The sequence below is a fragment of the Brevundimonas sp. Root1423 genome, from assembly GCF_001426805.1.
Genome location: NZ_LMFL01000017.1, coordinates 45,423 through 68,416, shown reverse-complemented (window position 1 = coordinate 68,416; position 22,994 = coordinate 45,423). Strand labels below are relative to the sequence as shown.

Sequence of the window (22,994 nt, the reverse complement as noted above, 5' to 3'; positions counted from 1 at the left end):
CTGCACATCGAAGGAGCGCCCCATGAAAACCCGTCGCCTCGGCAAGGCCGGTCCCGAAGTTTCGGCCATCGGCCTGGGCTGCATGGGCATGGCCGCCTTCTACGGCCAGCCGTCCGACGAGGGGCAGGCGACGGCGGTGATCCACCGCGCGCTCGAGCTCGGCGTGACCTTCCTCGACACGGCCGAGATGTACGGCCCGCACACCAACGAGATCCAGGTCGGCAAGGCGCTGGCGGACCGGCGCGACCGCGCCTTCGTCGCCACCAAATTCGGCATCGGCTACAACGCCGAACGCACGGCCCTGACGGTCGACGGATCGCCCCGGAACGTGCGGCGTGCCATCGAGGGCAGCCTCAAGCGGCTGGGGATGGACCATGTCGACCTCTACTATCTGCACCGCGTCGACCCGACCGTACCGATCGAGGAGACGGTCGGGGCGATGGGCGAACTGGTGACCGAAGGGAAGGTGCGTTTCCTCGGCCTGTCGGAGGCCTCGCCCGAGACGCTGCGGCGGGGGCATGCGGAGCATCCGATCACCGCCCTGCAGACCGAATATTCGCTGTGGAGCCGCGAGCCCGAGGACGAACTGCTGGCGACCTGCGAGGAACTGGGCATCGGCTTCGTGCCNCGATCGAGGAGACGGTCGGGGCGATGGGCGAGCTGGTGAAGGAGGGGAAGGTCCGCTTCCTCGGCCTGTCCGAAGCCTCGCCCGCGACCCTGCGCAAGGGGCATGCGGAACACCCGATCACCGCCCTGCAGACCGAATATTCGCTGTGGAGCCGCGAGCCCGAGGACGAACTGCTGGCGACCTGCGAGGAACTGGGCATCGGCTTCGTGCCCTACAGTCCGCTGGGCCGGGGCTTCCTGTCGGGTGAGATCAARTCGGTCGATGACCTGGCCGAGGACGATTTCCGCCGCTCGAACCCCCGCTTCCAGGGCGAGAATTTCCAGAAGAACATCGACCTGGTGAAGGCCGTGGCGGCGATCGCGGCGGACAGGGGCGTGACGGCGGCGCAGCTGGCCCTGGCCTGGGTGCTGGCGCAGGGGGAGCATCTGGTCCCGATCCCCGGCACCCGGCGCATCCGGACTCTGGAAGAGAATGCGGCGGCGGGCGACCTTGTGCTGACCGCGGACGATCTGGCCCGGATCGAGGCGGTCTTCCCCAAGGGCGCGGCCTCGGGCCACCGTTACGCCGAGGCGGCGCGGGCGGCGCTGAACCGCTGATCGAGGCTCACCCGGTCCCGGCGCGACCCGCGCCGAGACTGGCGTGGGACGCGCCCGCCAGACCGGCCAACGCCAGATATTCGGGTCCCGCCAGGCCGTGGATGATCACCGACCGCGTGACGCTTTTGGCATTGGCCACGGCCCGGCCGGCCCAGGTCAGGAATTCCTGCTGGTCCAGCGGGTGGGCGCCGCTCTCGAAGGCGACCCCCTGGAGGCGCACGCCGCGCAGATCTTCCGGCGTGCGCCCCGGGGCGGCGCGCAGCTTGCCGACAACGATCAGGCAGAACGGCTTGATCAGCACCGCGGCGGCGGCGAGGGCGCTTCCCGGCACGCCCTCGATGTCGCAGATTTCGCAGACGAGGCCCTTCTCGACGCCCGCTGTGGCTTCCTGGAAGCGGGCGATCAGGGGGGCCCGCCCGCGCTGGCTGGCCAGGGTCGTGTAGGAGACGGGCAGAAAGAGGGTGGGTTGTTTGGCGTTGCCTTGCTCCGAGCGCAGGCGGCTGACGCCCCGGGCGATGGTGGCGAGATCGACCCGTTCGACATCGGCCGTGGTCAGGTTTCGAAGCTCCTGGACGCCCAGTTCTGCCCCGTCGGGAACGGACAGGACGCGCCGCGCGATGCGGAAGCCGATCTGGGTGACGCCCTTCAGTTCGAAGACGGGTTCCAGCGTGCACGAGACCCGCAGGGTCCGCCCGTCCGCGGCGACAAAGGGGTTCCAGGCGTCCGGCGGGGCCGCGGGCTCGAGCGGGGCGACACGGGGTTCGGTGCGGGCCGCCTCGAGGGCGTAGGCGGCGTCGATCTCGACCGCGAAAATCCGGCCGCCGCTGAGGCTGGTCACCTCCAGCACGTCCAGAGCCTCGGGGGCGGCGCCGCCCAGAAAATGCGCCAGCAGGTCGCGCAGATAGAGCATGCACGAGGCCTGGCCGCCGAACTTGCCCAGCTCCGGCTGGACCACGAGATAGTCGGTCGGCGAGACGCGCTGGAAGAAGCCTCCGCTTTCGAGGTGCTTGGCCAGGGACCGTTCGACGTGCTGATAGATCTGCTCGCGCCGACCCTCCCAACGGTCGCCGAGGCGGTCGGCGATCGCGTCCAACCCGATCAGATTGATCCGGCCCTCGTCGAGCATGCCCGACGCATGGAAGCGTTCGAGCAGGGACCCGAGGTCCTCGCTCGAAAAGCGCTCGACCGGCGGACGGACGTCCGGAGCAGGGTCGAGAGGAGCGTTTGCCATGACTCCGGTGAACGCCTTTGGGTTGACTATCGATCCGGCCGTCGCGCCGGAACACGTTTTTGTTGCATTCCCGTAGCCCGTCCGTCAGCCGATCAGGGCCAGCCATTCGTCCTCGGTCAGCACCGTGACGCCGTGCTTCAGCGCGTCGGCCATCTTGGAGCCGGCGCCGGGGCCGGCGACGAGGTAGTCGGTCTTCTTCGACACCGAGCCCGAGACCTTGGCCCCGAGGGATTCGGCGCGGGCCTTGGCCTCGTCGCGGGTGAAACGTTCGAGGGCGCCGGTGAAGACCACGGTCTTGCCGGCGACGGGGGTGTCGGATTTCGGCTTCTCCGCATCCTCGATCCGCGTCATCTCGGCCACGAGGGCGTCGACCATGGCGCGGTTGTGGGGCTCGCGGAAGAACAGGGCCAGGGCGCGGGCCGCGACCGGACCGACGCCCGAAACGCCCGCGATCTGGCCGAGGCCTTCAGACGGGCCTTCGTCGCGGGCCACGGCGGCCAGCCGCACCAGATCGGCCCAATCGTCGGCGAGGGTCGCGAGGCCGCGCCGGGCGGGGGCGGCGAGGCCGGGGAAGGCGAGGGCGATCTTCTGGTCGATCGGCGCCTCGGGCCAGGGATCGGCGGCGGGCGGCGCGGCCTCGGCCAGCGCAGCGACGACGCGCGGCGAGACGGCGTGGGCCTCGTTCAGACGGACCCAGTCCTCGCTGGGGATGCCCTCGGCGGCGGCGAGGCAGGCGGCCTCGAAGGCGGGCCAGGTCTCGAAGGCGCGGGCCAGGACGATGGAGGTCTGTTCGCCGATGTCGCGCACGCCGAGGCCATAGATGAAGCGGTCCAGGGCGATGGTGCGGCGCGCGTCGATGCCGGCGACGAGGTTGCGCACGCTGGTCTCGCCATAGCCGTCCTCGGCGCGCAGGGCGTCCAGCTTTTCGGCGTCGCGGGCGAGGCGGAAGATGTCGGCGGGCTGGTTGATCCAGCCGCGCTCGTGGAAGGCGATGATCTGCTTTTCTCCAAGACCTTCAATGTCGAAGGCGCGGCGGCTGCAGAAATGCTTGAGGTGTTCGATGCGCTGGAAGGGGCAGGCCAGTTCGCCGGTGCAGCGGCGGACGACGCTCTCGACGCCCGAGGCGTTGGTCTCCTTCACCAGCGCCGTCTTCAGCGGGCAGATGCAGATGTGGGGAAAGACCCACGGCTCGCCCCGGCCCGGCCGGTCGGGATCGACCACGCCGAGGATCTGGGGAATGACGTCGCCCGCCCGCTGCAGGGTGACGGTGTCGCCGAGGCGGACGTCCAGCCGGGCGATCTCGTCGGCGTTGTGCAGGGTGGCGTTGCGGACGACCACGCCGCCGACGGTGACCGGATGCAGCCGCGCCACCGGGGTGTGCGAGCCGGTCCTGCCGACCTGGATGTCGATGCCTTCCAGCACGGTGGTCGCCTGCTGGGCCGGGAATTTGTGGGCGATGGCCCAGCGCGGGGTGCGGGCCACGAAGCCGAGCCGGGCCTGCCAGTCCAGCCGGTCGACCTTGTAGACCACGCCGTCGATGTCATAGCCGAGGGTCGCCCGATCGCGTTGCAGCCCGTCGTACAGCGCCAGCAGGCCCGTCTCGTCCTCGACCCGGCGCGAGCGGTCGTTGACCTGGAATCCCCAGCCCGTCAGCGCCTCCAGGGCGCCCGCCTGGGTCGCCGCCAACGGCGCCGAGACCTCGCCCCAGGCGTAGGCGAAGAAGCGCAGCGGCCGTTTGGCGGTGATCGCCGGATCCTTCTGGCGCAGCGAACCGGCGGCGAAATTGCGCGGGTTGGCGTAGGTGCGCGCGCCCTCCGCCTCTGCGGCGGCGTTGAAGGCGTCGAACCCGTCGTTGGAGGCATAGACCTCGCCCCGGACCTCGATGATCTCGGGCCAGCCCTCGCCGGCCAGGGTCTGCGGGATGTCGGCGATGGTGCGCAGATTGGCGGTGACGTCCTCGCCCGTGCGCCCGTCGCCGCGCGTGGCCCCCGTGACCAGCACGCCGTTCTCGTAGCGGAGGTTGGCGGAGAGGCCGTCGATCTTGGGCTCGGCGACGAATGCCACCGGTTCGTCCGCCGGCAGTTTGAGGAAGCGGCGGATGCGGGCGACGAAGTCGGTCACCTCCTCCGGGGAGAAGGCATTGTCCAGCGACAGCATGGGCACGCCGTGGCGGACCGGCGCGAACTGGCTCGAGGCGGCCGCCCCGACCACCTGCGAGGGCGAGGCCGGCCCGGTCAGGTCGGGGAACCGGTCCTCGATCTCCAGCGCCCGGCGCTTGAGCGCGTCGTACTCGGCGTCTGAAATCTCGGGCGCGTCCTGGCGGTGATAGAGGGCGTCGTGGCGGGCCAGTTCGGCGGCCAGCCGGTCGAGTTCCTCGCGGGCGGCGGACTCGGTCAGCTGATCGACGGGAGTTTCGGACATACGCGGCTCGCCAGAAGGATTCTTGTGTCGTTCTAGCATCGCCGGCGCGGCTTTCGAGGCCCTGACGGTGCATCGACGGGTATGACAGGGAGTTAATCTGACACCCGCGCCGCCGACCGCTAGCGTCGCCCGTCCATCAGGAGTCGTCATGCGTCCCGCCCGCCTTCCCGCCCTGTCGCCGATCGCGGCGGCCCTGTTCCTGTCGGCCTGCGCCAGCGCGGCTCCGACGCCCGTCGTCGTGTCGCCCCCCGCTCCGTCGGCCATGCACGTCCGGCTGCTGGACGACGTGCGCATCCTGTCCGCCGACGACATGCAGGGCCGCGACACGGGCGCTCCGGGCGGCGAGAGGGCGCGCGCCTACATCGTCGGGCGGCTGGAGGCCCTGGGCGTGGCGCCGCCGCCGATGGGCCGGTTGCAGCCCTGGGAGATGCAGGGGCGCACCCGGGCGGGTCCGAAGACCTTCAACGGCGTCAACGTCATCGGCCTGATCCCGGGGACGCGGGTCACCGACCGCTACATCGTCGTCACCGCCCACTACGACCACGTCGGAACGAACGCCGAGGGCCAGGTCTTCAACGGCGCGGACGACAACGCCTCGGGCGTCGCCACCATGCTGGCCCTGGCGGCGGACCTGAAGCGCCGGGCTCCTGACCATAGCGTGCTGATCGTGGCCCTGGACGGCGAGGAGCACGGCCTGCTGGGGGCGAAACATTTCGTCGAGGCGCCGCCCGTGCCGCTGGCTTCCATCGCCATGAACCTGAATTTCGACATGACCGCCCGCGCCGAAACGGACGGCAAGCTGTGGGTCACCGGCACGTACCAGCACCCGAATTTCCGCCCGATCCTGGAAGCGGTGCCGGCCAACGGCGCCGTCGCCCTGGCCTTTGGCAAGGACACGCCGCAGGACACGGGCGAGGACAACTGGGTCGAGGCCTCGGACCACGGCGCCTTCTACAGGGCCCAGGTGCCCTTCCTGTACCTGGGCGTGAACTACCATCCCGACTATCACCGCCCCTCGGATGATTTCGAGCGCATCACGCCTTCGGTGTTCATCAGCGCGACCGAGCTCTCGATCGCCTCGTTCCGGGCGCTGGACGCGGCGCTGGATCGCTAGTCGCGAGCGCGTTTCGGTCGCAAAGATCGGGCTTGAAATGACCGCGCCGAGGTCGTTTGGTCCGGCGACCGGAGACGACCTCATGACCGCAGCACATCGGCCGACCCTCGACCTCTCCATGGTCCAGAAAATCCGCAAGGCCGCCGTGCTCACGGCCCTTTTGAGCCTCGTCGGCCTCGCGCTGGTCACCCAGTCGATCGGCGGCGTCGACGGCGAATGGCACGAGCATGTCGAGGCCGCGGGATTCGCGGCCATCATCCTGGCGATCGTGGGCCGGGCCTGGTGTTCGCTCTACATCGGCGGGCGCAAGAAATCCGAGATCGTCGACCGCGGTCCCTATTCGATCTCGCGCAACCCGCTCTATGTCTTCAGCTACATCGGCGCCTTCGGAATCGGGGCCCAGAGCGGCAGCGTCACCATCGGCCTGGGCTTCGTTCTGGCGGCGATGGCCGTGTTCTATCTGACGGTGCGGCGCGAAGAGGCCTTCCTGGAGCGGGAGTTCGGGGCCGTCTACACCGCCTACACGGCCCGCACCCCGCGCTTCTGGCCCCGTTTCTCGCTGTGGCGGGACGAGGAGCAGCTGACCATCCGTCCGGCCCTGTTCGTGACGACGATTCGCGACGGGCTGATGTTCCTGGCGGCCATCCCGGTGTTCGAACTTATCGACGCCGGACAGGCAGCCCACTGGCTGCATGTTGTCGCCCGCCTGCCCTGACGGTGGACAGGCGCGCGCGGCCGTGGTCCGGTCGCGGTCGGACGTGCGGGGAAGGATCGTCATGCGACATCTGATCGGCCTGGCTGCGGGTCTGCTGATCCTCACGGGTTGCGACCGCTCCGTCGCCCCCGGGGACGCGCCCGCGGCCCCGGCTCCCACCGCCGGCGCCTTCAGCCATACCGCGACGTCCGACCTGTCGGGCTACTACATGCCCGTCAGCGAGGTGCGGATCGGCAAGTGGGTCTTCGATCACATTTTCGTCGGCCAGGCGTTTGAGTTCGAGGCCTGGAAGGGCGTGGAGTCCGGGACGACCTTCGCCCCCGTGATGCTTCAGTTCGACGACGCCACCAGCCCCATGGTCCAGACCGAACTCGGCGAGGCGCGCAGCGTCACCGCCCGGGTCCTGCCGACGCGCTATGCCGTGGCCGAGGACCGGCTCGTCTTCGAGGGGACCTCGGCCGAACTCGGCGTCGTGCGGTTCGAAGGGCGGATCGACCAGGGCGCCCTCGCGACGTCGCGGCGCAATCTGGGCGACGAGGGCGTGGTCGTGACCGGCGCCCTGACCGCCGCCGGCCAGACTGTGCGCGACGTGCGCCTGCGCTGGTGGATGGGCGACTGACAGCGGTTCAGCCGCCGTTGCGGATATCCAGCTTGAGCCCCATGGCCTCGGCCAGGGCCTTGCCGCGCCGCCGGGTCTGTTCGCCCAGCAGGACGTCGGCGTAGCCGCCGGAGGCTGTCAGCACCAGGGCGCCGTCCTTCACGGTCGCCCGGGCGTTGGCCAGCAGCTGCGGGGCGCGACCCGACAGGTCGCAGGCCAGCCGGATCGCCAGACCCAGCGCCCGGGCGCCCTGACGCTGTTCCTCGGTCAGCAGGCGCGAGACCGTGTTCGGCTCGGGCGTCGCCACGGGTCCGCCGTAACGGGCGTTGACCGCCGTCGCCAGATAGGCCCGCTCGGCGTGGGTCTGGCCCGGCACCGGGGCGCGCAGCACCTGGTCAAAGGCCAGCTCGACGCGGTGGTCCGGGTGCAGCCGGGCGCCGAGGTCGGCCAGGCGGCAGGCGGCGTCGGCCAGGGCGTCGTCGCGGCCCTTGTCGAAGATCACGGGCATGGCCGCCAGCAGGGGCGCGATCCAGCCCTTCAGGGCGCCGGGCAGCGTCGGCGAAATGCCCTGACGCGCGCCGAGAGCCGATGAACCGGCCAGCAGGGGGTCGGCGGCCGCGATGTCGGGCTCCAGCGCCTCGTACAGCAGGCCCTCGCGGACGCCCCATGCACAGACGACCACCCGTTTCAGCCCGAGCCGCTGGACCAGACCCTCCATCACCAGGGCGGCGTGGGGCAGGGTCTCGGACCGCTTTTTCGACACGCCCGGCCATTTCTCCAGCGAGGCTTTCGACGCCCGGGCGACCAGTCCGGCGGTGGCCAGCACTTCGTCGGCGCTCATCGCATACTGGTGGACGATGCGCAGCGGATAGCCGTTCATCTCCATATGCACCTGGGCCAGGGTCCGCCACGCCCCGCCGACAGCGTAGAGGGTGTCGGCCTTGAAGTCGGCGGCCGGCTTCAGCCGTTTGCCGATCGCCTCGCGCAGGCGGTCGGCGTCGAAGGAGCCCTCGTCGGCGAAGGCGAACGGCCCCAGCGGCAGGGTCACGCCGCGCCCGACCTCGCCGCCGGTGATACGCACCAGTTCAAGACTTGAACCGCCCAGATCGCCCGCCACGCCCTCGGCGTCGGGAATGCCCGCCATAACCCCGAGGGCGGCGTAGCGGGCTTCCTCCTCGCCCGACAGGACGCGGATCTGCAGCCCGGTCTCGGCGGCGACCTTTTCGCAGAAGGTCCGGCCATCGGCGGCCTCGCGCACCGCGGCCGTGGCCGCGACGAAGACCAGGGCCGGACGCACGCCCTCGATGACGGCGGCGAACCGTTTCAGCGCCGTCAGAGCCTGGGCCGCGCCCTCGACCGACAGCTGGCCCGTGGCGGCCAGGTCCCGACCGAGGCCGGCCAGGACCTTTTCGTTGAACACGGTCCAGATCGCCCGCCCTTCCAGCCGGTACAGGACCAGACGGACGGAGTTGGAGCCGATGTCGATCGCCGCGACGTCGCGGGGCTCGCCGATGGCCGACAGCAGGGCCTCGGGCATCAGCGCTTCTTCCGTGACGGCTCGTAGCTGAGCTGCCCGGGCAGGGTCTTCACCTTGCGGCCGCGGCCCGACAGGCTGGGATTGGTCATGAAGTATTTGTGGGCGGAGAACGGACGCTCTGGGTCGGCGGGCGCGACCCGCCGATAGGCGCCGTCCGGATCGAGCACCCAGCTCTGGGCGTCGTCCTTCAGATTGGCGACCATGATCTGGTCCAGCACCTGGTCATGAACGGTGGCGTTGAGCACGGGGGTCATAAGCTCGACCCGCCGGTCCAGGTTCCGGTTCATCCAGTCGGCCGAGGAGATGAACACCTTGGCCTTGTTGTGCGGCAGGTCGCGGCCGTTGGCGAAGGCGACGATGCGGCTGTGCTCGAGGAAGCGGCCGACGATCGACTTGACCCGGATGTTGTCGCTGAGCCCCGGCACGCCGGGCCGCAGGCAGCAGATGCCGCGAATGACCAGTTCGATGCGCACCCCCCACTGGCTGGCGCGGTAGAGGGCGTCGATGACCTCCGGATCGACCAGGGAGTTCATCTTGGCCCAGATGGCGGCCGGCTTGCCCTGGGCCGCCGCCGTCATCTCCTTGCCGATCAGGTCGATCAGGGTGGTCTTCATGTTCAGCGGCGAGACGACCAGCGCCTCCAGCTCGTCCGGCTGGGCGTAGCCGGTGATGTAGTTGAACACCCGCGATGCGTCCCGCCCCAGCATGGGGTCGCAGCTGAACAGGCTCAGGTCGGTGTAAACCCGCGCCGTCACCGGGTGATAGTTGCCGGTGCCGAAGTGGCAATAGGTCCGCAGGGCCTCGCCCTCGCGCCGCACGACGACGCTGAGCTTGGCGTGGGTCTTCCATTCGACGAAGCCGAAGACGACGTGGACGCCGGCCCGCTCCATGGCCCGGGCCCAGCGCAGGTTGGCCTCCTCGTCGAAGCGCGCCTTGATCTCGACCAGGGCGGTGACGTTCTTGCCGTTCTCGGCCGCCTCGATCAGGGCGGCGACGATGGGACTGTCCTTGGACGTCCGGTACAGCGTCTGCTTGATGGCGATGACGTTGGGATCGCGCGCGGCCTGGCGCAGGAACTGGACCACCACGTCGAAACTCTCGAACGGGTGGTGGATCAGCATGTCCTTCTCGCGGACCGCCGCGAAGATGTCGCCGCCATTGTCGCGCACCCGCTCGGGATAGCGCGGCTCGTAGCCCTTGAACTTGAGGTCGGGATGGCCGGACGGGATCAGGTCGGCGACCTGGGCCAGACCCAGCATGCCGGCGACCAGGACGATGTCCTGCGGCGCGGCGTCCAGCTCGTTGGTGATGAAGGTGCGCAGGTCGTCGGGCATGGACGCCTCGATCTTGATGCGCACGACCGAGCCCAGGCGGCGCTGCTTCAGCGCCTCCTCGAACTCCATGACCAGGTCCTCGGCCTCTTCCTCGATCTCGATGTCCGAGTCGCGGATCAGGCGGAAGACGCCGCGCTCCAGCACGTCGCAGCCCGGGAACAGGTGGTCGATGAACAGGGTCAGCAGGCTTTCCAGGCTGACGTAGCGCTTCCTGCCCGGGGTGGAGCGGCCGTCGGTGGCCAGCGGCCAGAACCGCTTCACCTGGGTCGGCACCGGCACCAGCGCATAGAGCATGCGGTTGTCCGACCGCCGCTTCAGCTTCAGCGCCAGCGAGAAGCCGAGGTTGGGCAGGAAGGGGAAGGGGTGGGCCGGGTCGATCGCCATCGGCGTCAGCACGGCGAACAGCTGGTTCAGGAATTCGGGCTCCAGACGGTCCCGCTCTGTCTTGCTGATCCGGTCGGCGTCGACGACGTCGATGCCGACGGTCCTGAGTTCCTTGCGCAGCTTGCGCCAGCGCCGCTGCTGCTCTGCCATCAGGGCGCCGGCGGCGACATTGACCTTGTCCAGCTGTTCCGCCGGCGTCAGGCCGTCGGAGGACAGGACCCGCACCCGCTCGCGGACCTGGCCCTTCAGCCCGGCCACGCGGGTCATGAAGAACTCGTCGAGGTTATTGGCCGAGATGGACAGGAAGCGCAGGCGCTCCAGCAGGGGATGGGCCGGATTGGCGGCCTCTTCCAGCACCCGGCCGTTGAACGCCAGCCAGGAGATCTCGCGGTTGAAGAACCGCGTGGGCGAGGCCATCAGCTCTTCGGACAGATGCAGTTGGGGCGCGCGCGAAGACGGGACCTCTTCGCCCCGGGTCGTGTCGCTGATCGCCGCGTCGGTCATGCCCCGGTTCTGGCGTGTCCAGCGCGCCGCCGCAACCTCCGTTCCGGATACGGAAACGCCGCCCGATCGCGAGACCGGGCGGCGCTTCTTCCGTGGACTGACGAACTACCAGCGCCAGGCGTCGTAGACGACGTCGATGATGTAGCCGTCGTAGGCGTCGATCAGATAGATGTGGTTGTCCACCAGCACCCAGCGCGTGCCCTCGGGCGGATAGCCGAGGCCGTAGGTGCGCCAGTCGTTCAGCTGGTAGCGCCAGAAGATCGACGGCAGGTACTGGCCTTCATAGTACCGCTGGCCCCAGTAGTTGCGCGGCACCTGGTAGTAGCCGTAGCCCGGCGCGAAATAGAAGCCGATGCGAAGGCCATTGTAGCCGCGGAAACGCCGGTCGTTACGCCACCAGTCGGACCGGTGGNATAGCCGTCGTAGGCGTCGATCAGATAGATGTGGTTGTCCACCAGCACCCAGCGCGTGCCCTCGGGCGGATAGCCGAGGCCGTAGGTGCGCCAGTCGTTCAGCTGGTAGCGCCAGAAGATCGAGGGCAGGTACTGGCCCTCGTAGTAGCGCTGGCCCCAGTAGTTGCGGGGCACCTGGTAGTAGCCGTACCCCGGCGCGAAATAGAAACCGATGCGCAGGCCGTTGTAGCCGCGGAAGCGCCGGTCGTTGCGCCACCAGTCGGACCGGTGGCTCCGGTTCCAGTCGCGCCGCCATGCATCGCTGTTGAAGCGCTGGCGGAATTCCCGGTATTCGCGCCGGTCCTGACGGTATTCGCGGCGGTCCTCGCGCCGGTCCTGGCGGTTCTCCCGACGGTCCTCGCGGCGATCCTGACGGTTCTCGCGACGCTCCTCACGGTTCTGGGGCGGGTCGTTGGGGCGGTCTTCCCGGCGCTCCTGACGGTTCCGTTCCCGGATGTCGCGGGCGAGCGCGTCGCGGATGTCCTGGTGATTGCGGAACAGCGGCTGGTTCGGATCACGGGGCGTCTCGGGCTGCTGCGCCCGGGCCCCCTGGCGGTTCTCCCGCCGCTCCTGCCGGTTTTCCTGCCGCTGCTCACGGTTTTCGGGCGGCTGGGCACGGGCCTCCTGCCGCTCTTCGCGGCGTTCCTGGCGATTCTCCTGGCGCTGTTCGCGGTTTTGCTGCGGCGCTTGCGCCAGGGCGTCCGCCCGCGCCAGGGCGCGTTCGTCGTCGCCGTTCTGGCGGGCAGCCCCGCGGCGGCCGCCGTCCTGTTCGCCGTCCTGGGCCAGGACAGCCAGCGGCGCGGCCGCGGGCACGGCGAAGGCCGCCACCGCCGCGGCCATCATCAGAGAACGTTTCATGGTCTTGGTCTTTCCCCGCACGTCCCTGTCAGACGGCTTGATCCAAAGGTCGCGCCTGGTCGATGAACCGTGACTGAACGAACGGCGTCGTAAGGTTAACTATTGGACAGAAAAACGCCCCGCTGACCAGCGTCAACGGGGCGCTCCTCATGCGATGGCCGAAGTCTAGAAGGCGCCGGACAGGACGCTGGCGATCAGGCCGGTGGCGATCGCGATCATGACGATGTCATTGCCGGCGTGGACGTAGCGATAGCCGCGCGGCGCCGGGCCCAGGCCGTAGGCGTACGGATCGCGCACATAGTAGCCGCGGTAGGCCGGAGGCAGATAGCCGCCGCGCTGCCAGCGCTGACCGTAATAGCGCGGCTCGACCCGGTAGTAGCCGTAGCTGGGCGCGTACCAGTAGCCGCTGCGCGCGCCGCGATAGTCGCGGAAGTCGTCCCGGCCGCGCCACCAGTCGCGATCGTTGCGGTCCCAGCGCTGGTCGCGGCGGAAGTCCTGCCGGTCATCACGGCGCTCGGCCCGGAAGTCGCGTCGGTCGTCGCGCCGGTCCCGGCGATATTCGCGGCGGCTGTCGTATTCGCCGTTGCGCCAGTCGCGACGGTCGTCGCGGCGTTCCCGGCGATAATCCTGCCGGTCGTCGCGGCGATCCTGGCGATACTCGCGGCGGTCGCTGAGGCTCTGGGCCTCGGCGGCGAGCGGGGCGGCGGTGGCCAGCACCAGCCCGAGCACGGCGGCCCTGGTGAAGCGGTTCATGGTCGTCCCTCCGGTTGGGCGGAACTGCCTGCCGCCCGTTAATCATGTTTGACGCTCATCCCGCGCGCATGAACGCGTCCTGAACGTCTCTGTCAGGTTCGCTGTTGTGCGAGACGGCTGGGGCGCCCACCTGAGGTGCTGCCGTTTCAGGAGCGCCGAGTGACCCGTCCGATCGAACTCTGGTACTGGCCCACGCCCAATGGGTGGAAGATCTCCATCGCCCTGGAGGAGATGGGCCTGCGGTACGAGATGAAGCCGGTGAACATCGGCGCGGGCGACCAGTTCGCGCCGGCCTTCCAGGCCATCAGTCCCAACGGCCGGATGCCGGCCATCGTCGATCCGGACGGTCCGGATGGTAGGCCGCTGTCGATCTTCGAATCCGGGGCCATCCTTCAGTATCTCGGCGTCAAGTCCGGCCGCTTCTACCCGCAGGACCCGCGCGGCAAGGCCGAGGTCGACCAGTGGCTGTTCTGGCAGGTCGGGGGCCTGGGGCCCATGGCCGGCCAGACGCATCATTTCCGCCAGTACGCCCCCGCCCTGATCAAGGATCAGCGCCAGCTCGCCTATGGCGTCCGCCGCTACACCGACGAAACGCACCGTCTTTACGGCGTGCTGGACCGAAGACTGGCCGACCGTGACTTTCTGGCCGGTGATTATTCTATCGCCGACATGGCCAGCTGGCCGTGGATCCTTCCCGAGCTCCAGGGTCAGAACCTGGACGAGTTTCCGCATCTGGCGGCCTGGATGAAGCGCGTCGGCGAACGCCCCGGCGTCATCGCCGGCCGGGCGCTGGGCGAGGCCCTGCGGGCCAATCTGGCCTCGTCCGGCAGGTCGGCCGAGGCGGCGCGCAGGGTCCTGTTCGGCCAACGGGCCCGGTGACTCTTCGTTAGCCGGTGTGACCGGGAGATTTACGAGAGATTTCAGAAATCTGAATCTCTGATCCAGTATTCATTGCTGCTTTACTGAAAAGTCTGGCGGGCCGTTTCGCTGTTAACTTTAACTTCAAACCGCGGGTATTTGATCTCCGTCAGAGGGCAGGGCCAGAACGGCCACCAACCCGGGAGATACGGTGATGAACGCGCAAGAAATGGCGCCGGAAGTCGATCAGGAGCAGGGGCTTCCCCTGCCCACCGCCGAAATGAACGGCGATGATCTGTTCCGGCTGGGCATGATGTATTCGAGCGGCCAGGGCGGTTGTCCGATGGACCGCGTCTCTGCTCATATGATCTTCAACCTCGCCGCCATGAAGGGCTCGATCGAAGCGCGCGTCTATCGCCGCGAGATGAGCCAGGAGATGGAGCAGGACGAGATCGCCGAGGCCCAGAAGGCGGCCCGCCGCTGGATCGACGCGGGCGTGGTGTCGCTGGCGGCGTGAGAAGGTGGCCACCAGCCACTAGCCACCAGCCACTCAGAAATTCTGATACTGCCCGCCGATGGCGTAGCTGAAGCCGACGGGCAGGGCGTTGCGGAACAGGGTGACGAAATTCGCCACCTCTCCCAGCGTCGAGCGCGGCACGAAGATGATGTCTCCCCGCCGCAGGGCCACGACCTCTCCCCGCCGGGGCCGCAAATCCACCGCCCGCATCATTCGCACCCCGCGCGGCCCGCGCCGGATCAGCGCCACCTCGCCCTGGCGCGCCGTGGGCAGGAAGCCGCCGGCCTGGATGACGGCCTGATAGGCGTCGAGGTCGCCAGTCATTTCATAGACGCCCGGCGTGCGGACCTCGCCGTCCACCCAGACGCGGATCGGTCCCGCGGTCTTCAGCGTCACCTCCACCACAGGCCGGCGCAACTGGCTGGCGTAGGCGGCGGAGGCGTCTGCCTCCACCTCGGCGATGGTGCGGTCCGCGGCCATGATCTGGCCCACGAGAGGCAGGGATATCCGCCCGTCCGGCCCGATCTTCTGCGTCCGGGTCAGCTCGACCGCCGTCGGGGTCGCGATCTCGATCTCGTCGCCCGGATAGAGGACGTATTCCGGCTCGGCCTCGGTCCAGTCGGCGAAACCGATCTCGGGGAAGGAGGTCCGGCCCAGGTTCTGCACGCGGTCGCCGCCCGAACCCCGCGGCAGGGGCATGCGCGAGGCGTAGTCGCCGCCCCCGGTCAGCCCGTTGGCGACGCCGCCGCAGCCGCCCGCCGTCGCCGCGACCCCGGCAAGGCCCAGCAGCATCAGGCGGCGGTCGATGGACATGGCGGACTCGTTCCTGGAAGCGACGTTGAGGGCAGGGTCGCCGCTTATGGGTAACCATGGGTTAACGCCGGTAGCCCAAGGCTTGTCAGGTCAGTCCTGTTCCATGGAATCAGTCCGCCCGCATGCGTACGACGGCCTACACCACAGTCCGCCCGCGCTACGGCTTCTTCGACGTCGTCGGTCTGCTGTTCCGCGAACTGCTGCTGATGGTCGTGATCTTCCTGCTCGTGTTCGCCATCGGCACGGCGCTGATCCTGACACTGAAGAAGTCCTACACCGCGACCGCCAGCGTCTACGCCGGCGCCGGGTCGGAATATGTCTATCAGCCGCGCGTGGGCGCCTCGGAGCGCAGCCAGCCGCTGGAGGCCGATGCGATCGCCGGCTCGGAGGCCCAGATCCTGGGCAGTCTCGAAGTCAAGCGCCGCGCCGTCCGCGCGGTCGGCGCCGGCACGGTTCTGGGGCCGGACGCGTCGGGCACGGCGGCCGAGAAGGAAGCGGCGGCGCTGAAGGTCATCGACTCCAGCCTCGGCGTCGGCACCACGGCCGGCAGCGCCATCATCTCGGTGTCCTACAAGTCGGACGATCCGGTGCGCGCGGCCCAGGTTCTAAACGCCGTGGTGGACCAGTATCTGGTCCAGCGCCGTGTGGTGTTCCGCGACCGGACCACGCCCGCCCTCGCCCGCCAACGCGAGGCGTTCGAGACCGATCTTAGCCGGGCGGACGACGCCTACAACGCCTTCATCCGGTCCAACGACATCGGCGACTTCGCCACAGCCAAGGCGACCCTGGCGGCGACCTATCAGACCACCTACGCCGAGGCCCTGTCGCTGCGGGCGCAGCTGAACCAGGCCAGCCAGCGGCTGGCGACGCTGGAGGCCCAGCTGGCGCAGCAGCCCGCCGAGGTGGTTCTGCAGCAGGACCTGAACGTCTCGGCCCAGGACCAGATCCTGCAGCTGCGCACCCAGCGCGAGGCCCTGCTGTCGCGCTATACGCCCGACGCCCAGCCGGTGAAGGACGTCGAACAGCAGATCGCCGACCTTCAGGCCTATGTCGCCACCGGGACGACGGTGGGGGCCAAGGAGGTCCGCACGGGCCCCAGCGTCATCTTCACCGAGATCGAAACGGCGCGGATCACCGCCGCCGCCGACCGCGACGGCCTGGCCGCGCGGCTGGCGGTGGCGAACAGTCAACTGGCCCAGATCCGCTCGCGCCAGGCCGAACTGACCCGGCTGGAATCGACCAACGCCAATCTGGCCGGAAACCGCGAGGTCCTGACCGCCAACATCCGCGACTTCCAGCAGCGCGAGAGCGCCGCCCGCGCCGACAGCGCCCTGGTCGCCGCCGGGGCCGACAACGTCACGGTCATCGAACGCGCCGAGGCCCCGACCCGGGGGACCAGCCTGAAGGCGCCGCTGCTGGCCCTCGTCTTCCTGTTCGCCGCCTTCACCGCCCTGTGCGTGGGCCTGCTGCGGATCTTCACCCGCAAGGGCTATGTCACCCCGGCCTCGACCGGCCGGACGCTGGAAATGCCGGTGCTGGCCGTCGCGCCGATGAAGGCCGCCCGCTGAAGTTCCAACCCGTGGTAGCGTAGGGGCCTGTAGCCGGGCGCGTAGCGATTCGATGGTCGATCTGACAACCGAAATGGCGGCTCTCTGGGCCGCGCTGGGCCCGGCGCCCGGCCACCGTGGCCGCGTGGTGCAGATCGCCGCCGCCAACTCGGGCGAGGGCGTCTCGACCGTCGCTCGCGAATACGCCCGCCTCGCCGCCGTCCGCGCGCGCCGCCCGGTCTGGCTGATCGACGCCGACCTGTCGCAGCAGGGGCAGATGGAGGCCGTCGCCGCCGAGCCCGACCGGTTCGGCGCCCTCGGCAAGGCCGCCATCGCCACGCCCGACGGATCGATCTTCTTCGCCGTCACGCCGCGCCTGATGGACCGTGCGGGAAAGCCGGTGCACCCGGCCCGGCTGATGACGGCGCGTCCCTGCCTCGGCGGCCGGCTGTGGGTCACGCGGTTCGCCGCCGAACACCTGCGGTCCGGCCAGCGGGCCGAAGCCGTCGGCGATGCGCGGTACTGGGACGCCCTGAGAAAACACGCCGACACGGTGGTCATCGACGCACCGGCCGCGGACCGCAACGAGATGGCCATCACCCTGGCGCCCTTCGTCGATTCCACCGTGCTGGTCGTCGCCGCCGAGAGCACGGCCGCCAACGAACCGCTGATGCTTCGCGACGAGATCGAGGCGGTGGGCGGCAAGATCGCCGGCGTCGTGGTCAATCGCTCGACCTACAGGCCGCCGGCCTTCCTGAAGCGTCTGACCGGCTAGGGCGGAAGCGCAACCAAAAGGTGCAGCCGTCAACCTTGACGAGCGGAGTTAGCGGGTGTCTTGTCTCGATCGGCCGTCGCGCCCGGCGGCCTCCTGTCGGAGACGGCCCATGCGCGTTTCGATCGTTTCGGTGCTTCTGGCCGGGAGCCTGCTGGCCCTCGGCGCCTGCAGCACCCTGGGACAGCCCAGCAACCTCACCCTCGCCGAACTGACCGAACGCTGCGAGTCCCGCGGGGGGCATTTGAACCCGACCGGCCGGCAAACGGGCGAGGCCCGGCGCGACCACAGGTGCACGGGTGTTCGGGTGCGGGTCTTCGGCAACGGACAGGTCCGGTCCACGACGAACCGCGCGATCGACCGCACGCTTGTCGGGCGTCGCCCCACGACCTAGCCGGCCGCGCGGTTCAGCCGGTCCAGTTCGCGGCTGCCGTAGAAGTGCGGCTCCAGCCCCTTCATCCAGAACATCTTGCCCACGCCGCGCGCCGTCCGGTCATACAGCTCGGCGCGCCGGGGGCTGGCGATCAGTGTCAGGGCTGCCGCGCCGACGCCCCAGACCGCCGCCTGGGCCGCGCCGATCAGCATCCATCGCGCCACCCCCGGCCAGTTCTTCGCCGCCGCCGCCGTCTGGCTGGGGCCCTGGCCATAGGCGAAGGCGCGGGCGAGCGCATATTTCAGCGTGGCCCGATGCGCCGGCGCGAACTCCTCGACCCGGGCGTCCGCCGCCCAGCCGAAGCGGCCCCCGCGCGCCGCCAGGGCCGCGAACAGGGCGTCGTCCTCGCCGCCGGCCTGATCCGCGGCCACATCGAACGGCTCCGGGCCGGGCAGGGCGGTGGCCCGCAGCATCAGGGAGTTGCCGCAGCCATGGGGCTCGGCGATCAACCCCGTCCGTTCGGGCCCGGCGCGGCCGAAGAAGCGCTCCAGATAGGCCTCCAGCCACGGCTCGGCCCCCGGCGCCCGTCCGGTGATCGGACCGAAGACGGCGTCCGCCCCGGTCTCCTGCTGCGCCTTGAGCAGGGCGGCCAGCCACCCCGGCTCCGCCGCCTCGTCGTCGTCGAGGAAGGCGATCAGCGGGGCGGCGGTCGCGGACAGGCCCGCATTGCGCGCTGTGGCCACGCCCGGCGCCGGCGCATGGCGATAGACGAGGGCCCAGGGCGAGATGGCGCGCAGGCTTTCGGTCAGCGCCGCCGCCGAGCCGAGCGGATCGTTGTCGACGACCACGATTTCCGCGACCCGGTCGGCCACGCCGGTCTGACCGAACAGGGATCGGAGGGCCCGTTCCAGGCTTTCGGGCCGGCGCAGGGTCGGAACGATCACGGCGACGTCAGCCATCACACCGCCTCCGCATAGAGGGCCGCCCGGTACAGGCGCAGGGAGAAGGCCCGCGTGGCCACGGGCAGCCAGTCCGCCTCGGCCCCGCGTCGCATCGCGCGGCGCAGCAGCGGCAGGCCGGGCAGACGTTTCAGCAGCTTCGCCGCCCTGTAGCTGGGGTAGGCCGCGACAACCCCGGGGTGGCGCTGGACCATGCGCCCGAAATTGGGGGCCGACTGCTCATACTTGCCGGCCAGGGCCGTCACGGTGTCCAGCCCCATGTGGGTCGCTGGATTGTCGATGTGGACGACCTCGAAGCGGCGCGCCACCCGCATGGCCCACTCCACATCTTCCCAGCCCCAGCCGGTGAAGCCGGGGTCGAAGGCCTCGGTCTCGAACACGTCGCGGCGGACCAGCAGGTTGGAGGTGTAGACGTATTTCTCGGGCTGTTTCGCCCGCTCGGCGCAGGGCACGCACTCCGACTTCGCCGCCATGGCCCGGTGGACCGCGAAGCGGGCGTCGGTCGGGGCCTGCAGCAGGGAGAAGCCGCCGAAGGCCACGGCGGGATCGCCGGCCGCGACCAGCGCCGCCCAGTCGCGCAGGAAGTGCGCATGGTCGGGCCGCATGTCGCTGTCGAGGAACAGCAGGCTGCCGCCGCGCGCCGCCGCCGCCAGCCGGTTGCGGCCGATGGCCCGCCCCTCGTTGGCGGGCAGGGTGATCAGGCGCACGGGCAGGGCCATGGCGTCGATCTGCGCCGTCAGCCGGCGCGTCAGGGCCGCGTCGGCGGTGCCGTCGTCCAGCACGATGACCTCGACCGCGCCGGTCAGCGCGGCGGCTTCGGCGTCGAGCCGGTCCAGCAGGTCGGTCGGATCGTCGCGCAGGAAGGGGACCAACACGGACAGGGCGGGCCGGGCGGGGATCCATGCGGCGTTGTCGTGGACGAGCGCGCGGGCGGTCATGCCGTCGCCCTCCGCGCCCGGGCCTGGGCGAGCAGGCGCGCGGCGACGTCGCGGACGCCGGCCGCGTTCAGCGTCAGGGCCGCCGCCGCATAGACCAGGCCGCCGACCGAAGCGTCCAGCATCAGTTCGGGGAAGCCGCCGAGGGCGGGCAGCCGCGAAACGACCAGGGCCATCACGCCGGTGGCGACGCCGCACCGGACAAGGCTTTCCCACGGGATCGGCAGGGCCACGACGCGGCGGCCGATCAGCATCGTCGCGATCAGCCCGAGGCCGAAACTGGCCGCTGTCGCCCAGGCCGCGCCCATGAGGCCGAAACGGGGCACGAGGATCAGGTTCAGAACGACGTTGGCCCCCGCCGGTATGGCCATGGCGATCAGCAGCCGCTTCGTTTTCTTGCCCAGGGTGAAGGCCTGGCCGAAATAATAGGCCGTCAGCCCGAACAGCAGGGCCGACAGGGCGATCCACGGCGTGACGCCCGCCGCCGCTGCGCGCAGATCCTCGCCGATCAGCAGCTCGGCCAGCGGCCGGGCCACCAGCGCCACCCCCGCCGCCGCCGGCAGGCCGATCAGCAGGAAGGTCGACAGCTGCTCGCGCGCGGCCTCCCTCAGCCGCTCCAGCCCGCCGCGCTCCAGCGCCATGACCAGCGCCGGCTGGCCCGCCGAGCCCAGCCACAGGAACAGCACGTCCAGCGTGCGGTTCGCGATCGAATAGCTGGCGTGATAGGCGCCGACCGCCGCCTCGTCCATGAACAGGGCCAGCAGGAAGCGGTCGGTCGAGGACAGCACCACCGTCAGGGCCAGCGAGGCCGCGATCGGATAGCCGTAGAGGGCGTAGTCGCGCACCCGCGCCGGCTCGAACGCCCCGCCGCGCGCCTGTCTCAGTTCGCCCGGCAGGACGAAGGGCAGGGCGGCCAGCGGCGCAAGGCCGAGGCCCAGCAGGGGCGCCGCGCCGCCCGCGCCGATCATGGCGAAGCCCACGCCGATAGCCAGGCCGCCGACCGCCACCGCCATGTCCAGCCACGCCGCCTTGCCCACCTCGCCGGCGGCGCGGAACCGCTCCTGCCCCAGCTTGACCAGACAGCGCGCCGGCGCGCCCGCGAGGCCCGCCGCCAGCGCCAGCCTGAACAGGGGGTCCACCGGAAACAGCCACACCGCCACTCCGGCCACGACCAGGAATCCGGCGCTGAGCGCGAAGGCCGTGCGGTACAGGCTGGCGAAATGGCCCCAGGTCTCGGCGCCCGGAGACTGGGCCGCCCAGAAGCGGGCCATGGCGGCTTCCAGCCAGCTGAACACCGCCACATGGGCGAGGGTCATGACCGAGAAGGCGAGGGCGTAGCGGCCGAACTCCTCGGCGCTGAGCATGCGGGTGAACAGGACGATGGCCAGAAACCCGACCACGCCCTGCACGATATTGGCCGGCAGATAGCCCCAGACGCCGCGCCAGAACATCAGCGTACCGCCGCGCGGTCGCCCAGCAGCACCGGCAGGGTCACCACCATGATCCACAGGTCGAGCCAGAACGACTGGCGCTCGACATAGTCGATGTCCAGCTGCACCCGACGGCGCACGTCCTGGGCGGTGTTGAGCGGGCCGCGCGAGCCGTTGACGGCGGCCCAGCCGGTCATCCCCGGCTTGATGCGGTGGCGATGGGCGTATTCCGCGACCAGCCGCGCGGATTCGATGTGGCCGGTTTTCATGCCGATGGCGTGCGGACGGGGACCGACCAGCGACATCTCGCCCGTGATCACATTCAGCAGCTGGGGCAGTTCGTCGAGGCTGGTCTTGCGGATGAACCGGCCGACGGCGGTGACGCGATCGTCATCGTGGGTGACCTGGCGGCTGGCGGTCGCGTCGGCGGCCTCCTGCTTCATCGAGCGGAATTTCCACACCACGATTTCCTCGTGGTTGAAGCCGTGACGGCGCTGGCGGAAGAAGATCGGACCCGGACTGTCCAGACGGATGGCGAGAGCGACCCCGGCCATCACCGGAGTCAGCAGGACCAGGGCGGTCAGGCCGAAGATCATGTCCTGCATCCGCTTGTTGAAGGCGCGGCGGTCGTCGTCGACGGGCCCCTGCACATCCGCCAGCGGCGCAGCCGCCAGCCGGTTCAGCGCCGAGCGCGTCTCGGCCGCATCCTTGGGCTCGACCAGCAGGGTCACTTCGTTGGGCAGGATCCCGAGCCGGGCGGTCAGGTCGCGCACCCGCGCCTCGGCCCTGGGGTCGATCGCCACCACGATGCGGTCGACATAGGGCGTCATCCTGTGGGTCAGCAGATCGTCCGCCGTCCCCAGCACGGGCACGCCCTCGATGGCCCGCGGGCTGCGCGCCAGCCGGTCGTCGAAAATGCCCAGCACGTTCAGGTCGCGCCGCTTCAGGGCCTCGCGGATCAGTGCCTCGGCGTGCCGGGTCGCTCCGACAAGAACGACGTTGGGCGTCAGGGCGCCGGAGGCTCGCCAGCGGCCGACGATGTCGCTCCAGCCCATATGCAGGGCGTTCAGCGTGACCAGCACCAGTCCTGTCCACACCAGATACGCGGTCCACGGGGCGGCGGCGCCCCGCAAGGCCCAGCCGGAGGCCATGGCGACCAGCGAGCCCACCGCGACGATCGCCACCACAGAGGCCAGATGCAGCGCTGTCTTCTGGCCTCGGGCGAACCGGTAGCGTCCGAGGGACCGCAGCAGGCCGAGAATGGTCAGCGCCCCGAGCGCGAAAGGCAGGATCCGGGACAGTTCGGCGTGCAGCAGAGGGCCGGGCGCCGCCGCCCGGGCGCACAGCAGGGTGACGCCGGCCACCGCCAGGACGTCGATCCCGCGGAAATAGTGGGCGGCCAGCCGCGAGGCGTGGCGCTGGCGGGCGTTGCGCCACACATCCGGCCGGAAGGGTCCGCGACGGGCGGCTCCGTCGATCCCGGCCTCGCCCGCCAGCGAGGCGGCGGCCAGCGCCTGCAGGCCGGACGCGTCGCGGCCTTCCGGACCGGACAGGTCGGCGTCGAACGACGGGTGGCGGCTGGCGACGTCGGTCATGGGGCTCGCGCGGGGAGTTCCCGGCCACCATGCACGCCCGCCCTCACTGTCCCGTTAACGCACAGGTGCT

General features: G+C 70.1%; 21 protein-coding genes and 1 pseudogene. 10 read left to right on the top strand and 12 right to left on the bottom strand.

The window, feature by feature from the left end:
* Positions 1-22 precede the first annotated feature (22 nt).
* A pseudogene (locus ASD25_RS12045) lies at positions 23-627 on the top strand (aldo/keto reductase); the annotation flags it as partial.
* A 24-nt stretch (positions 628-651) separates the two neighbouring features.
* Positions 652-1,224, top strand: coding sequence for an aldo/keto reductase (locus tag ASD25_RS12040; protein ID WP_162252074.1), 573 nt, complete (start codon positions 652-654; stop codon positions 1,222-1,224).
* A gap of 7 nt (positions 1,225-1,231) precedes the next feature.
* Here the strand turns inward: ASD25_RS12040 and ASD25_RS12035 are convergent, their stop codons facing one another.
* Both ASD25_RS12035 and ligA read right to left on the bottom strand, forming a co-directional pair.
* The gene (locus tag ASD25_RS12035) at positions 1,232-2,455 is read right to left on the bottom strand and encodes a hypothetical protein (RefSeq protein ID WP_055832468.1); all 1,224 of its coding nucleotides are present in this window, start codon (positions 2,453-2,455) and stop codon (positions 1,232-1,234) included.
* Between the two features lie 84 nt (positions 2,456-2,539).
* Entirely contained in the window at positions 2,540-4,876 is a 2,337-nt protein-coding gene (gene ligA, locus ASD25_RS12030) for an NAD-dependent DNA ligase LigA (RefSeq protein ID WP_055832466.1), read from the bottom strand.
* A gap of 148 nt (positions 4,877-5,024) precedes the next feature.
* On the opposite strand from ligA, the gene ASD25_RS12025 reads away from it, so the two are divergent.
* From ASD25_RS12025 to ASD25_RS12015, 3 genes are all read left to right on the top strand, one after another.
* Positions 5,025-5,990, top strand: a complete 966-nt coding sequence (locus ASD25_RS12025; RefSeq protein WP_055832464.1) for a M28 family peptidase — start codon at positions 5,025-5,027, stop codon at positions 5,988-5,990.
* An 82-nt stretch (positions 5,991-6,072) separates the two neighbouring features.
* Positions 6,073-6,705: an isoprenylcysteine carboxylmethyltransferase family protein gene (locus ASD25_RS12020; protein ID WP_055832462.1), complete on the top strand. Its 633-nt coding sequence runs from the start codon at positions 6,073-6,075 to the stop codon at positions 6,703-6,705.
* Positions 6,706-6,766: 61 nt separating this feature from the next.
* Positions 6,767-7,324: a hypothetical protein gene (locus tag ASD25_RS12015; protein ID WP_055832460.1), complete on the top strand. Its 558-nt coding sequence runs from the start codon at positions 6,767-6,769 to the stop codon at positions 7,322-7,324.
* A 7-nt stretch (positions 7,325-7,331) separates the two neighbouring features.
* On the opposite strand, the gene ASD25_RS12010 is transcribed toward ASD25_RS12015, so the two are convergent.
* From ASD25_RS12010 to ASD25_RS11990, 5 genes are all read right to left on the bottom strand, one after another.
* Positions 7,332-8,840, bottom strand: a complete 1,509-nt coding sequence (locus ASD25_RS12010) for a Ppx/GppA family phosphatase (protein WP_055832458.1) — start codon at positions 8,838-8,840, stop codon at positions 7,332-7,334.
* Entirely contained in the window at positions 8,840-11,062 is a 2,223-nt protein-coding gene (locus ASD25_RS12005; protein ID WP_055832457.1) for an RNA degradosome polyphosphate kinase, read from the bottom strand. The genes ASD25_RS12010 and ASD25_RS12005 overlap by 1 nt, the downstream gene beginning before the upstream one ends.
* Before the next feature lie 105 nt (positions 11,063-11,167).
* Positions 11,168-11,377 carry an RcnB family protein gene (locus ASD25_RS12000; protein ID WP_235562713.1) on the bottom strand — a complete coding sequence of 70 codons (210 nt, stop codon included), beginning with the start codon at positions 11,375-11,377 and terminating at the stop codon, positions 11,168-11,170.
* A 98-nt stretch (positions 11,378-11,475) separates the two neighbouring features.
* A partial coding sequence (locus ASD25_RS31955) for an RcnB family protein (RefSeq protein ID WP_235562712.1) occupies positions 11,476-12,372 on the bottom strand: 897 nt, incomplete at its 3' end.
* Between the two features lie 165 nt (positions 12,373-12,537).
* The gene (locus tag ASD25_RS11990; RefSeq protein ID WP_055832455.1) at positions 12,538-13,125 is read right to left on the bottom strand and encodes an RcnB family protein; all 588 of its coding nucleotides are present in this window, start codon (positions 13,123-13,125) and stop codon (positions 12,538-12,540) included.
* Positions 13,126-13,284: 159 nt separating this feature from the next.
* Between ASD25_RS11990 and ASD25_RS11985 the strand changes: the two genes are divergently transcribed.
* Positions 13,285-14,004, top strand: a complete 720-nt coding sequence (locus ASD25_RS11985; RefSeq protein WP_055832453.1) for a glutathione S-transferase N-terminal domain-containing protein — start codon at positions 13,285-13,287, stop codon at positions 14,002-14,004.
* Positions 14,005-14,197: 193 nt separating this feature from the next.
* A complete protein-coding gene (locus tag ASD25_RS11980; protein ID WP_156377041.1) occupies positions 14,198-14,500 on the top strand; it encodes a sel1 repeat family protein in 303 nt (100 codons plus the stop codon).
* A 33-nt stretch (positions 14,501-14,533) separates the two neighbouring features.
* Here the strand turns inward: ASD25_RS11980 and ASD25_RS11975 are convergent, their stop codons facing one another.
* Complete coding sequence (locus ASD25_RS11975) at positions 14,534-15,313, bottom strand: polysaccharide biosynthesis/export family protein (RefSeq protein ID WP_055832449.1); 780 nt, start codon at positions 15,311-15,313, stop codon at positions 14,534-14,536.
* Between the two features lie 122 nt (positions 15,314-15,435).
* Here ASD25_RS11975 and ASD25_RS11970 point away from each other — a divergent pair, with 122 nt between their 5' ends.
* The 3 genes from ASD25_RS11970 (at position 15,436) to ASD25_RS11960 (ending at position 18,026) form a co-directional block, all read left to right on the top strand.
* Positions 15,436-16,881 carry a chain-length determining protein gene (locus tag ASD25_RS11970; RefSeq protein ID WP_055832447.1) on the top strand — a complete coding sequence of 482 codons (1,446 nt, stop codon included), beginning with the start codon at positions 15,436-15,438 and terminating at the stop codon, positions 16,879-16,881.
* 52 nt (positions 16,882-16,933) lie between these two features.
* Positions 16,934-17,635 (top strand): hypothetical protein, encoded by a 702-nt coding sequence (locus tag ASD25_RS11965; RefSeq protein WP_055832445.1) that lies wholly within the window; start codon positions 16,934-16,936, stop codon positions 17,633-17,635.
* 109 nt (positions 17,636-17,744) lie between these two features.
* Positions 17,745-18,026: a hypothetical protein gene (locus ASD25_RS11960; RefSeq protein WP_055832443.1), complete on the top strand. Its 282-nt coding sequence runs from the start codon at positions 17,745-17,747 to the stop codon at positions 18,024-18,026.
* Here the strand turns inward: ASD25_RS11960 and ASD25_RS11955 are convergent.
* Genes ASD25_RS11955 through ASD25_RS11940 form a run of 4 tightly spaced genes read right to left on the bottom strand, consistent with a single transcriptional unit; the run spans position 18,023 to position 22,924 of the window.
* Positions 18,023-18,964 (bottom strand): glycosyltransferase family 2 protein, encoded by a 942-nt coding sequence (locus ASD25_RS11955; RefSeq protein ID WP_055832441.1) that lies wholly within the window; start codon positions 18,962-18,964, stop codon positions 18,023-18,025. The genes ASD25_RS11960 and ASD25_RS11955 overlap by 4 nt on opposite strands.
* Complete coding sequence (locus tag ASD25_RS11950; protein WP_055832438.1) at positions 18,964-19,902, bottom strand: glycosyltransferase family 2 protein; 939 nt, start codon at positions 19,900-19,902, stop codon at positions 18,964-18,966. The genes ASD25_RS11955 and ASD25_RS11950 overlap by 1 nt, the downstream gene beginning before the upstream one ends.
* On the bottom strand, positions 19,899-21,350 hold the full coding sequence (locus ASD25_RS11945) for a lipopolysaccharide biosynthesis protein (protein WP_055832436.1): 1,452 nt from the start codon (positions 21,348-21,350) through the stop codon (positions 19,899-19,901). Before ASD25_RS11945 ends, ASD25_RS11950 begins: the two co-directional genes overlap by 4 nt.
* Positions 21,350-22,924: an exopolysaccharide biosynthesis polyprenyl glycosylphosphotransferase gene (locus ASD25_RS11940; RefSeq protein WP_055832434.1), complete on the bottom strand. Its 1,575-nt coding sequence runs from the start codon at positions 22,922-22,924 to the stop codon at positions 21,350-21,352. The genes ASD25_RS11945 and ASD25_RS11940 overlap by 1 nt, the downstream gene beginning before the upstream one ends.
* Positions 22,925-22,994: the final 70 nt, after the last annotated feature.